This window comes from Legionella genomosp. 1, from assembly GCF_900640215.1.
Classification (GTDB): Bacteria; Pseudomonadota; Gammaproteobacteria; order Legionellales; family Legionellaceae; genus Legionella_C; species Legionella_C quinlivanii_A.
Map to the genome: position 1 here is coordinate 188,150 of NZ_CAAAJH010000004.1, position 12,835 is coordinate 200,984.

Here is a 12,835-nt window from a genome sequence, read left to right on the forward strand (position 1 = left end):
ACAAGGAGAGTTACAATGAAAACTAAATTAATAGGTCTGGTATTCCTGAGCAGCTGTTTTCTTGCCAGCCCAATTGCCTTTGCTTCACAAACTTTAACTACGCAAGGTCAAAGCAGCAACGGCTGCCAGCCTTCCTGTGCCGGCATTCCGAAAGGACAATGTTCCTGTGTGACCACAAATCACATCAAATGCTGCGGTAAAAAAACGGATGGACTCACTTCCAAACCAGCATCTAACGACTAACATTCAGGAGATGGGCAAAATGCCCATCTCACCTTGGGGATCGTTGTTAGATCCATGGCATTTTATGGACAAAAAAAGTATACTGCGTAAAATCTTTAACAATTGTATGGCAAATGCTTAAATCCACTATCCAATTTAAATATGAGTCAAATCCAGGTTATTATGTGAGATTCAGGTGCTTAATCGATATCCCTCATCATGATTTTATTAATCAAGTGAATATTTGTATTACAGAATATGAAAATACAAAATATGAAAAAAAAACAGTGTGTAACCTGAGCCTGAGGATCCCACGATCTTGGTCAGACAGCCCTGAAACACTCAAGAAAACCAGAGAAGAGGAGATCTCATCCTGGTTTAATAATGAAGAGAATTTTCTCTCTATTGACGATGAGTCAAAGCTGATTTTTGCTTACATAACAGAACAGCAATGTGAACAAAAGTTGCAGGTTATTCTTGATAAGCTTCCATTCGCCCCTGATGAAGTGCAGAAAATTAAAGGCTTTATTCAGAATAAAATGTATCGAACTACTGACGAGGCTTTGACTGATATTGAGAAGTTAATTAAAGAGGAACAGTATGTAGAGGCACTTAAAAAAACATTAACATGTATTGATTGGGGATATGGATGTGATTTATTACTGGTTGCCGGCGATCAGTTTTTTGAAAAACGCCGTTTTTTGGAAGCGATAGAGTGTTTTTCCAAGGTGCCCTTTGAAAGTACGCGGATAAAAGCAAAAATAGAAGAAGCAAAAAACACAATCAATGAAGCTCTTCATCAGCAAGCCTCTCTGCAAACACAAATAAAATCCCTTGCAGCCGAACTGAAGAGATATAAGAAACAACCTATAGAGATAGTTGGCTTCTTTCCAAGTGAAGAATCAAGCTCACCGAGAATGCCAAAATAGTTAGCTCAGTGAACCCATTAATCGTTTCCAGGCAGATAAAGCTCGCTGGTGGATATTGTTAATGGGTTAAAATATCTTAGATAATTAAATGTATTGCTTATGTTCTGATAACACTGGTCCCAGAACAGAATGCTGCAGGCACTGTCCAGTAAGCTTGAGGCCTGCTCCATCGAATCCCCATTCTTGACAAAACTTAGAAATTGATAATTAACAGGGAGTTCAGGTCTTTTAATTTCACTCAAAGTACCTTCAATTTTCGGAAAAGTGATCCAGCCCGCAAGCGTTTGCGGCTTCCCAATTGTTAATTCCTGCTCAGGAAATAATTGGACGTGATAATGCAACTCCTCCAGATGCTTGCCCATGATCATTTTGTACATGTCAGGAACCATTGCGCCTGGCGTTCTTGCAGCTGCTTCCAGAAATATTAATTCTCCAGTTTGACTATGCTTAAATACTTCAATATGAAATGCCGATGAAAAACGGCCAAGCGAGTTTAAAACCCTTTCAGTGAAATCTTTTAAACGGGAAAGCAGGCTATCATCGTTTACTGGAATGCTCCCCATAGGCGAGCCTTTGGAAAACCGTGCCAGTGGCCAGGCATATTGACCCGCCATAAAAAACTCGCTGCGATTTTCACGAACAATTACATCACAATGGAACAGTTCGCCTTCAATGAATTCATCAATTTCAAAATCCCAGGGCTTTTCCGCTATCTTTTCAAATACTGCTCGCAAGCTGTCCCTATCGGTAACATGAAATGTATCGATGCTGCTGACTAAATCAATCGGCTTGATAAACATTGGAAAGCCGATAGACTGGACCACTTCATTGATGTAAAGTTCTGCGTCAGTCTGATAGGCTTTTTTCTCAAAAGGGGTAAACCGGGGAATTCTCAGCCGCCCCTGAAGTTTATTCTTTGACACCAGCTTATTTACATAAGGCAATACCTGGGCAAGAGAGTTCCCAGGGATACCATACTGCTCTCTTAATTGCGCACAGACCAATTGGGTACTGTCTTCATTGGATAAGAGCCGTAAATTTTCTGCGCCATAACGTTTAATAAGGCTCAATACGATGTGCTCTGCTTCCTGATAATGAATTTGATGAAAGCTCCTGTTATGAACAGGATGAATTTCATCAAAAAGCGCTTTATTCTCAGCGGAAAGATGACTTAAACAATATTGGCTTCCAATCAGGATAAATGGGGTATCGGGCCTGTTATTAAGCGCTGTCAAATCGGCTTTGACAGGAACCACATTGTATAGAAAAACATTAACGGTCATTTTCCCTCGAGGCGTAGAGTATCCTGAACAATCATGATATCAAATTAAATACACAATGTACAATATTTTTTCAGAAAATGCATTTTTCTCATCGCTGGCCCACCGATATCATCGATCACAGCTCACTATTGTTGTTCAACTAACATCCAAATCAATCTATACTAGACGTATGTTAATCTGATGAACGCAACGGATGAATCCGACTCAGAAGTTAGAAATTCTCGAATTGCTCTTTAATAGCATGCCTTTTAATTACATTTTCTGGAAAAACAAAGAAGGCGTTTATATGGGGGCAAATACCAATCAAATCGCCCTGTTTGATCATAATGGACAAGGTTTCATAGGTAAAACAATTTATGAAATAATAACAGATTATGAAGCTGCCAGGAAAATCGATGAGATTGATAGGAAAGTAATGCAGGATGGAACCTCACTAACGCTTGAGGACCTGGTCACAACCGCGCAAGGCGAGCAGCGGGTTTTTCTGACGCAAAAGCAACCTATTCGTAATCGCAGTGGAGAAATTGTCGGCCTTCTGGGGTTCTCAGTCGATATAACCGAGCGCAAAAAAATGGAAGATGACCTGAGGCGCTCCAAAGAGATGGCCGAAGAAGCCAATAAAGCCAAAACCGAGTTCCTTGAGAACATGCGCCATGATATTCGAACGCCCCTGACTGGAATTGTTGGATTTGCTGATTTACTCAAGATGGACTCCAATACCCCTCATATTCATGAATATGCCGATAACTTAATTGCCTCCAGTCATGCGCTGCTTGAGCTGATGGATGAAGTACTGGAAGCGATTCGCGTAAGCTCGGGAGAAATTCCAAAGCTGAAGAAAAAATTCGACCTGCGGCATTCTTTAGAACACGTGATAAAACTGAACCGTGCCCGCGCCGCGCAAAAAAGTTTATCGCTCTCTTTGGATTTTGATAAGTCGATACCGCGTTATGTGATTGGCGATAAGGTGCGAATTCATCGGATTGTCCTTGAGTTAGTAGCGAATGCTTTAAACTTTACGGACACGGGATTTGTGAAGTTAACGGCGCTGCTTGCCAAACGTCAGGGGCAACAGCTGGTAATAAAATTGGCCATTGAAGACTCAGGGATTGGCATCCCCAAAGATAAACAGCAGGAAATCTATGTTCAATTCAAACGCCTTACCCCTTCCTATCAAGGCATTTATAAGGGCGCAGGTTTAGGGCTATCGGTAGTCAAACAATTTGTGGACGAATTAAATGGTGAAATTTATGTTACCAGTGAACCGCGGATAGGCTCCTGCTTTACCTGTATTATTCCGCTGCAAGAGCCGCTGCTTGATGACGATTTGGGAATTGAAGAGTATTCATCAACAGCGGAAGATGAGCTCTACGAGACAACCTATGCACAGCAAATTAAACCGCCCGGCCCTTTTGTTCAATCTCTCGAACATCGGGTACTTGTGGTCGAGGATAATATTATCGCCCAGCATGCGGCTAAATCGCTTCTTACCAAGCTTCAATGCACTGTAGATATCGCCGAAAATGGAATAAAAGCGTTGGAACTCTGGAAAACGCAGCACTATGATTTAATCTTAATGGACATCGGCTTACCTGATATTGACGGTTACGAAGTAACGCATGCCATTCGTGTCCATGAATTAACTAAAAAAACACATACGCCAATTATTGCTCTGACAGCTCATGCGGGTGATGAAAATAAAAAACGCTGTATTGATGCAGGGATGAACGCAGTACTCACCAAACCTTTAACCGCTAAAAATTGCTCTGATATTGTCATTGCCTTTATTCCAGGACGTCATGCCCCTGAGAATGGCGCTGAAAATAGCTATCGTTCCGACCTGCCTCAAATCGAATCGCATCTGTTCAAACTGAATGCGTTCCCACTGCTAGATCTTGAAGAAGGTCTAAAAACCAATGGAACGGAGAGTCAACTCGCCGATATGCTTAGCTTCATGGTGAAAGACTCCCTGCCTCAGGACTTTCTTTTGATGAAGGAAGCGCATAATCAGGGAAATTGGGAGAAAACGCAGCAACTGGCTCATAAGATAAAAGGCGGCGCAGTCTACGTGGGAGCTCTTCGTATCAAAATGGCCTGTCAATATCTGGAACGCTACTGGAAGTCAGGCCAAAGAAAATTACTGGAGCCTCTTTATCAGCAGGCCGCAGCGGTCATTACGGAGAGTATTCGAGCGATTAATGATTGGCTGGAAGAAAGAAGATAAGCTATTTGATTATTTAGGCTTGTCTACAAGACGAATACCATTCGATTCGATAATAATTTCTCCACGTTTATAAAGCTGGCCAATGGCGCTTTTAAAGCTTTTTTTACTCTCGTTAAACGCTCTCATTATTTCGAGAGAAGTACTCTTGTCGTGCAGAGGTAAAAAGCCTCCATTTTTTCTTAAATCACTCAGAATTCGCTGCGAAAGGTCAAGAATATTTTCCTGCCCCATTTTCCTCAGAACAACATCGATTTTGCCATCATCGCGCACTGTTTTGATATAGCCACGGGTTCTTTTACCATACTGCAAAGGCTGGAAAATATCTGAAGAATGAATAAGCCCCCAATGACGATTATTAATAATCACTTTTCGACCAAGAGGACTGGTATCCGCAATTAATAAATCCACTTCTTCACCACGCGTGAACTGACCAGGATTTTTTTCTAAAAAGCGATCCAGTTTGGAGCTTGCAATTATTCGTCCCTGATTATCCAGTTTTGCATAGACCAGATAGGATTTATTTTTTTCCATCGGACGCTGTTGTTCAGGAACCGGAACAAGCAAATCCTTATCCAGCCCCCAATCAAGAAATGCGCCGACGCGATTTACATCAATCACTTTCAAAAGCGCACAACTACCTACCAGAATAGCAGGTCTGGAGGTAGTGGCAATCATTCGATCGTCGGAGTCAAAATAGATAAAAACCTCTACCAGATCACCCAAAGCGGTGTCTTTGGGCACATATTTTCTGGGTAATAAAACCTCTCCCCAATCATAGGCATCCAGATACACACCAAAAGCAACCTCTTTGATAACCCTTAACTTATTATACTGTCCGACTTTAATCATAATCTGCTCTATTTTATACTATTGCCGAGCTTACCATAAAAAGTGTTTTCCCGCTTGCGAGTTAAAAAGCGCAGCTAAACCAGAAAACATGATGCTACGTTATTTTAGGATTTGCGAAATAGTTATATTTTTTATATAGTAAATCCCGCTATATTCAGCGTCACGAAATAAAAGGATTTAGAAATAATGATGTATAGAAAAAAATATTTATCTTTGCTTTTAGCAAGTATATACGCCTCAGGAACTGCCTTTGCGGGAACCATGGGTGAGGCAGGATGTACATCAGTACTTTGTGCTGTTGATGCACCTGGTGGTTTCTATATTGGTGGAACAGCTTTTTATGTAAAACCCAGTGAAACTGGAATTGGCATGGTCACTGATAGCTGGTTATTTAATAGCCCAGGCGGTTTTACAGCCAGAAGCACACCCTTTAACCCCCCGCATCGTTGGGCAGGGAATGTCAAACTGGGATACGATTTCCCTATGTCTGCCAATAATATCGAAGCCAACTATCTGTTTTTAGAAAATAAAACACATGCAATCAATGATTTCTCAAATGGATCCATTGGATTTGGCAGTATTTTATTTCCTGATGCAACCGTTCCTCCATCCTTCGGTTTTGTAAGCGACGCTTATTTAAAATACGAAGTTGATCAGGTTGATCTGAAAGTTGGAAGAAAATATACCGATGTAAATCATAATTTCTCAATACGGCCTTCAGTAGGTGTCCGCTATGCTGAGCTGAAACACTCTCTTACCTTTGCTGCTCCTGGTAATATGATTAGCAAATATGACGGTGCAGGCCCAATGGTCAGTATCGAGGGAAATTATATGCTGGCCTATGGAGTTGGACTGGTAGGCTATTTTGATTATGGTTTGTTAGCTGGGCAAAGCAAAACAAACTCCTACGTAAGTCTGGCAGGTACAAACTTCGGGTTTAGCTGGCCAAAACAGGACAGAGTCGTAAGCAGTATAACAGCAAAAGTGGGTGCTAATTATTCTTATGCATTCTCAAATGCTGCCAATTTAACTCTGGAAGCGGGTTATCAGGTTAATGAATTCCTCAATGCATTGGATACAATCAGAGGAACAATCGCTTTTGATGGTATTCAGCGCATTAATGGGCTTGAAACCAATGACTTCGGCTTTCGTGGACCCTATATTAGTTTGACAGTACACGCTTAATTCTTCATAAACAAAGCATCAGGTTTTCCACTCCTGATGCTTTGCTCTAACATAAATCATCCTACTGATTTTTTATCATATCTGACTAAATTCATTCTTACTTATGACAAAGTCCAGGTCTTCCTATTAGCCCCTGCCATTAAGTCAAGGGAATCCGGCAATCACTTGTAGGTGGGCCCTTGGTAGGGCACTTACTTAAGGGCTTTACCCATACTCCTACGTCCCTCGGCTTGTCCCTGAGGGATCTCCTCATTTTTTATGTAGTCAGCGGATGGCTTAACATTGCTCAAACAGGTCTATTATCGTGTCGTTCCCGCGTAGGCGGGAATCTATTTCTCAAGGTAATTCCTAACTTTGTTTGCAAGATGGATTTCCGCCTACGCGGAAACGACACTATTTAAAGTCATTTTGACCTGATAGGGTACGTATTTTTTGAATGAAAAAATAAGGGGAGCCCTCAGGGCTTGTCCGAGGGACGTAGGTAACTATCCTAGGGCAGCACCATTAAGCCAAGGGCTCAACCTACGATAATTCCAAAAGCAAAATTTAATCACTATTCAATCACATTGCATAAAATTATTAATGACAGCCTCAATTTAAGCTAAACTAAGCATAAATATGTCAATGCTTAATTGAAATGGTTCAGTCGCAATGGAAGAAAAAAGAGAAATTAAGGAAAATAATGGAATGCCATTCTGGCTACAGTATGCGGATTTATATCTCAATCCTGAGTTTTTTAAACGGGGGCTATTAGTCGTTACACCGCACACGGAGGATAAATCCGTTTCCCCGGAAGCGCAGAGTTTCGTTATCAACAATCGTGAATTTTGTTTTCACCAGGAACAAAACGATAAAAGATTACCCAGCCCGAACGCCCGTGCTGTTAAAAAAACCCAGGGCTTATTGGCAGCACTAACTCATACCTCAGGCTCGCAGAATCTTTTGCCACTGCCTGAGAAACCCGCTGTGCTGTTTAATAAACAACGACGGGATGAAATATTTTTACCCCTTCTTTTTAAAAATCAGCAAGAAACCTTTGGCACCTATGTTTACCCCTGGTTAGGTAAGTCATCCTCTCCTTTTCAGCAATTTAATGGGTTTAGTCAATTTGTTACAGCCGGATGTATGTTTGGAGCGAGCCTTCGGGCTGTGCCCGATAAAGGAGAAGAGATTGAGCTGATGAATCATCAGATTCGCCTGGAGCCTGGTGCTAGGATTACCGCGGTTCGCCACGACAACCCTCTGGATAACGCCCAGGATAAGACCAGTAATCCCTTTGAGCTAATATTGTTAAATGAGTTCGAGAAGAACTGTCTGTTAATGAAATCACTCGCCAAGCCCAATGCAGATATTACAATACATTATCATTTGCCTGTTTATGATTATCTTTTATTTGGAATCAAACTCTCCTTCCATCAACAAATTACCGATCAAGCCTTTGGCGAATTCATTAAACTGATTTTGGAACGAAAAACTTTTTACCAGAAACAGCTGAGCCAAGTCGCCTCTCAGCAAGGAATCAAAGTCATTTTTCAATCTCCGTTTGACAACCTTTTGCAGGAATTAAACTCAGAGAATCCATCGGCCTCACTATCCAGCCAATTAAGTCTAAGTAGTTTTTTTGCCACTCAAAACCCGTATGAAAGAGAAAAATCATTCGTTAAACTATGCCTGAATCGCTTAGCTGAAAATGAAATAAATCCTTTACATAAGCAAGTCTGGCAAGATGCTTTAAAAGCCCAGGAAACACTGCCAGAGACATTAGAAGATCTCTTCAAATTAGCCAATGCAGTGTTTATTGCGGCATCTGCCAGAAATCAAAAACCCTATGAAACCTGTTCTTTGCTTCCATTATCCGAAAAACAAATCCAGTTACATTATGAAACCTTGCATACTCAATTCGAGAAACACTTTCAGAAAGACCAGAATCCCTATTCTCCTGCTGTTAATATAACCGGTATGGAACCGGTGATAACCTACTCGCCAAACACCAAAGGCTTACTGTTTTATTTCGCCTGCTGCCTGCAAACCTTATCTGGTTTAATCTCTAATCAGAAACTCGCCCATCATGCCGCTCGCAATCTCGGCTTTTTCGCACAATCCGCATCCAACAGCCCCAAAGAAAAAACTGCCGACGAGTTATCTGGCCCCCTGGACTTGCAATCACTGCTCCCCGAAGCAAAACCAGTTTTGAAACACTAAAATTGAGATAAGAGATTGATAAAAGGACCTGCTGATGAAAAATTCAAGTATTAGCCCTGAAACGCAACTAGGTGAGATAGAGCAACTCTTAAGCATTGACCATCGCCAGAATCATAGCGTTGAAGAAGTTCTTGAAAAAGTCATCCGTTATTATGAAACCATTATCGGCTGCATGCCAGGCAACGTGTATTGGCTTGATAAAGAGGGACGCGCAGTGGGCTGTAACAAGAATGTTTTAAACATGTTCGGCTTAGACTCTATTGATGAATTCAAAGGCTTGAGTTTCGATGAAATGCGCACTATCGGACGATGGAGTGATGATGCAGCTCAATCTTTTAAAAAGGACACACTTGAAGTTATTGCCACAGGCCTTCCCAAATTAAACATTGAGGAGCCACCCATTCCCCACAGCGATGGGCGTATTATTCATTTTCTAACCCATCGGGTTCCGCTTTTTGATGACAAAAAAGAAATCATTGGCGTGGTTGGGATTTCAATTGATATCACTGAGCGAAAACAATTGGAACAGGCACTTAAGGAAGCCAAAGAACGTGCGGAAGCCGCCAATCAATCAAAAAATGAGTTTATGGAAAATATGCGGCATGACATTCGCACCCCATTGACTGGCATTGTAGGCTTTGCCGACCTGTTGAAGATGGAGCCTGATTCCAATAATGTTCAGGAGTATGCGGAGAATTTGGTCGCTTCCAGCCACGCTCTATTAGAGCTGCTCGATGAAGTCCTTGAAGCCGTTCGCGTGAGTTCAGGCGAAATTCCCAAACTTAAGAAAAAGTTCAATCTTTTTGAGGTGCTGGAGCATGTGATTAGATTAAATCGTGCCAAAGCTGCACAGAAAAAATTGTCTCTTTCCATGCATTTTGATTCATCCCTGCCAAAATATGTGATTGGTGATAAGGTGCGGCTTCACCGAGTCGCCTTAGAGCTATTGGCTAATGCCTTGAATTTCACAGATAAGGGTTTTGTCAAACTGTCCGTCTGTCTTGCCAAATGCGACGAACAGAAACTGGTCATTAAACTCACCGTCGAAGATTCCGGGATAGGTATTCCCAAGGATAAGCAGGAAGAAATTTATGTGCAATTCAAGCGGCTTACCCCATCCTATCAGGGGATCTATAAAGGAGCTGGCCTGGGTTTGGCCGTGGTGAAACAATTCATTGATGAACTCAATGGCGAAATTTATGTAGAAAGCGAGCCTCTGAAAGGCACCTGTTTCACCTGCTTTATCCCTCTGCAAAAGCCCCTTCTGGAGGATGAATTTGGAGTGGATAGTACATTCGGCGCAATGATTGATCGGGCCAATGAAACGACTTATGCTCAGCAAATAAAGTCTGCCGTTACTACTAATCATCGTTTTCGCGTTCTGGTTGTGGAAGACAATGCCATTGCACAGACAGCTGCCCGCTCCATTTTATCAAAATTAAACTGCGAGGCAGAAATTGCAGAATCAGGAAGAGCGGCGATCGATCTCTGGAAGGATGACCATTATGATGTAATTTTAATGGACATCGGCTTACCAGATCTGGATGGTTATGAAGTAACTCATCAAATCCGTGTCCAGGAATTAGCAAAAAAAACACATGTCCCGATCATTGCACTAACCGCCCATGTGGGTGATGAAAGCAAAAAACGCTGTATTGAAGCTGGCATGAATGCTGTACTTAGCAAACCGCTGACAATAAAAAACTGTGAGGATATGCTGGATACATTTATTCCTGGCCGCAGGTCAAAAGCAGAAACTCTGGCAGAAAAGCAAAATAATATATCAACCCTTAACCCACAGGAACATTGGTTTCAGCTTTCCGAGTTCCCTCTGTTAGATATTGAGGAAGGATTAAAGACCTTAAACGATATTGACAGTCTCTCTGAAATGCTTAAGTTCATGCTGTCTGAATCCCTGCCAGTCGATACCGAGCAATTGGTACTTGCTCATCAGCAAGGAAACTGGGATAAAACTCAGCAGCTGATACACAAGATTAAAGGCGGCGCGGTGTATGTCGGCACAACTCAACTAAAAATGGCCTGTCAATACTTTGACCAATATTGGAAATCAGGAGAGCGTGAGTTATTAGAGCCGCTGTATCAGCATGTACTCACCATTATTGAAAACAGCAAAGATGCCATTTCTGATTGGCTAAACAAGAATTTTTTACCAAACACCTGACCCTGCAATTAGAAAGCCAGCGCATCGCAATCCATTTACAATGGAATACTTCCATGATACTGTTTAATGTGGTCAGATGCAGGATGCGTTTGACCCAATTTATTGAGTTATTGAACTTATGAATGTTTACAATATACAGCCTGAAAAGCGGCCATACTTGGGCTTCGGTTTAGGCTTGCGAACGCAACATTATGAAGACATATTGAATTATTTACCTGACATAGACTGGTTTGAAATCATCAGCGAGAATTATCTCATTCCAGGCGGAAAGCCTTTGTATTATCTTGACAAAATTCGCGAACACTATCCTATGGTTATGCATGGAGTCTCTCTGTCATTAGGCAGCAGCGATCCAATTCAATGGGATTATCTTAAACAGGTGAAGGAGCTGGCTTCCCGCATCGAACCAGTCTGGATATCCGACCATCTTTCCTGGACAGGTGTGAATGGTTTGAATATGCACGATTTGCTGCCTGTACCCTACACTAAAGAAATAATTTTGCATATCGTGTCACGACTGACACAGATTCAGGATTACCTGAAGAAACCATTTCTAATAGAAAATGTCTCCAGTTATCTTGGTTATAAGCAATCAGAGATGACGGAATGGGAGTTTATCACCAGTATCCTGAGACAATCCGGTTGTTATATGTTGCTCGATGTGAATAATGTCTATGTGAGTGCCATTAATCATGGTTTTGATCCCATGGATTATTTGAATGCACTGCCGCCGGAGAAAATCATCCAGATTCATTTAGCCGGGCATTCAAACTGCGGCAATTATCTGATAGATACCCACGATGAATCCGTAATTGACCCGGTCTGGGAACTATACGAAAAAGCCGTGCAACGATTTGGCTCAGTATCAACCATGATTGAGCGTGATAACCATATCCCACCATTAGCAGATTTATTGACCGAGCTTGGGAGGGCCAAAGAGATTGCCAGCCTTGCTATGCAGGAGCTTTGCTCATGACTAACTGGGAACAATTACAACGTGATTTCCAGAATTATTTACATTTTGGGGATTTGGACATTGAACAGGCGATTGTGAATACCCCGCTTGCATGCGCGAAGACCCGTCTGCAGATATATCGTGATGCCTATCAGGCACGCCTGGAAGAGGCAATGGCCAGCAACTTCCCTCATCTCAAGACTTGTTTAGGGAATGAGGTCTTCCATCAAATGTTCCTGGATTATCTGGCCTCTTATCCATCTACCTACTGTTCCATTCGCTGGTATGGGGATAAACTGGCGTCTTTTTTAGAGAGTTATTATCGAGAGCCGTTTATCGCCGAACTTGCGCAATTCGAATGGAATATGAGGCTTGCCTTCGATGCCGCGGATAACCCTGTATTTCAGTTAGATCAGATGGCAGCGATTCCAACCGAATTATGGGAAGGCATGATTCTGAAAGCCCATCCCTCACTAAACCGCATGAATTTTTCATGGAATGTGGTTGACCTCTGGGAAGCATTGGCTAACGGTCAGGAGCTACCGACGATGAACAAGAGCCTTAAACCAGTGCCTTGGGTATTGTGGCGCCATGAGTATATGAATCGCTTTTATTTACTTGCAGATGATGAAGCCTGGGCCCTTGACAATACATTAAAGGGATTATCGTTTGGGAAACTCTGTGAAGGTTTATGTCAATGGCATGATGAAGATGGAATTGGCATGCGAGCTGCTTCTCTTTTAAAAAACTGGATTCAGTCAGGATTTATTACCGATATTTCATTTCAATAATAAGGATATTTAC

General features: G+C 41.9%; 10 protein-coding genes. 8 read left to right on the top strand and 2 right to left on the bottom strand.

Going from position 1 to position 12,835, the window contains the following annotated elements; genetic code table 11:
- Window positions 1-15: 15 nt before the first annotated feature.
- Both E1O89_RS06030 and E1O89_RS06035 read left to right on the top strand, forming a co-directional pair.
- The gene (locus tag E1O89_RS06030; protein WP_133139371.1) at window positions 16-243 is read left to right on the top strand and encodes a hypothetical protein; all 228 of its coding nucleotides are present in this window, start codon (window positions 16-18) and stop codon (window positions 241-243) included.
- A gap of 164 nt (window positions 244-407) precedes the next feature.
- Complete coding sequence (locus E1O89_RS06035; RefSeq protein WP_133139372.1) at window positions 408-1,151, top strand: hypothetical protein; 744 nt, start codon at window positions 408-410, stop codon at window positions 1,149-1,151.
- Between the two features lie 17 nt (window positions 1,152-1,168).
- Here E1O89_RS06035 and E1O89_RS06040 read toward each other — a convergent pair whose 3' ends face one another.
- Window positions 1,169-2,434, bottom strand: a complete 1,266-nt coding sequence (locus tag E1O89_RS06040) for an acetyl-CoA carboxylase biotin carboxylase subunit family protein (RefSeq protein WP_133139373.1) — start codon at window positions 2,432-2,434, stop codon at window positions 1,169-1,171.
- A 193-nt stretch (window positions 2,435-2,627) separates the two neighbouring features.
- On the opposite strand from E1O89_RS06040, the gene E1O89_RS06045 reads away from it, so the two are divergent.
- Window positions 2,628-4,658, top strand: a complete 2,031-nt coding sequence (locus E1O89_RS06045; RefSeq protein ID WP_133139374.1) for a response regulator — start codon at window positions 2,628-2,630, stop codon at window positions 4,656-4,658.
- Window positions 4,659-4,667: 9 nt separating this feature from the next.
- Here E1O89_RS06045 and E1O89_RS06050 read toward each other — a convergent pair whose 3' ends face one another.
- Window positions 4,668-5,507 carry a S1 RNA-binding domain-containing protein gene (locus tag E1O89_RS06050; RefSeq protein ID WP_133139375.1) on the bottom strand — a complete coding sequence of 280 codons (840 nt, stop codon included), beginning with the start codon at window positions 5,505-5,507 and terminating at the stop codon, window positions 4,668-4,670.
- Between the two features lie 186 nt (window positions 5,508-5,693).
- Here E1O89_RS06050 and E1O89_RS06055 point away from each other — a divergent pair, with 186 nt between their 5' ends.
- The 5 genes from E1O89_RS06055 (at window position 5,694) to E1O89_RS06075 (ending at window position 12,822) form a co-directional block, all read left to right on the top strand.
- Complete coding sequence (locus E1O89_RS06055; RefSeq protein WP_262337423.1) at window positions 5,694-6,692, top strand: Lpg1974 family pore-forming outer membrane protein; 999 nt, start codon at window positions 5,694-5,696, stop codon at window positions 6,690-6,692.
- A gap of 651 nt (window positions 6,693-7,343) precedes the next feature.
- Window positions 7,344-8,894, top strand: a complete 1,551-nt coding sequence (locus tag E1O89_RS06060) for a hypothetical protein (protein WP_133139376.1) — start codon at window positions 7,344-7,346, stop codon at window positions 8,892-8,894.
- A gap of 34 nt (window positions 8,895-8,928) precedes the next feature.
- Entirely contained in the window at window positions 8,929-11,076 is a 2,148-nt protein-coding gene (locus E1O89_RS06065) for a response regulator (RefSeq protein WP_133139377.1), read from the top strand.
- Window positions 11,077-11,194: 118 nt separating this feature from the next.
- A complete protein-coding gene (locus E1O89_RS06070) occupies window positions 11,195-12,052 on the top strand; it encodes a DUF692 domain-containing protein (RefSeq protein WP_133139378.1) in 858 nt (285 codons plus the stop codon).
- Window positions 12,049-12,822 (top strand): DUF2063 domain-containing protein, encoded by a 774-nt coding sequence (locus tag E1O89_RS06075; RefSeq protein ID WP_133139379.1) that lies wholly within the window; start codon window positions 12,049-12,051, stop codon window positions 12,820-12,822. Before E1O89_RS06070 ends, E1O89_RS06075 begins: the two co-directional genes overlap by 4 nt.
- Window positions 12,823-12,835: the final 13 nt, after the last annotated feature.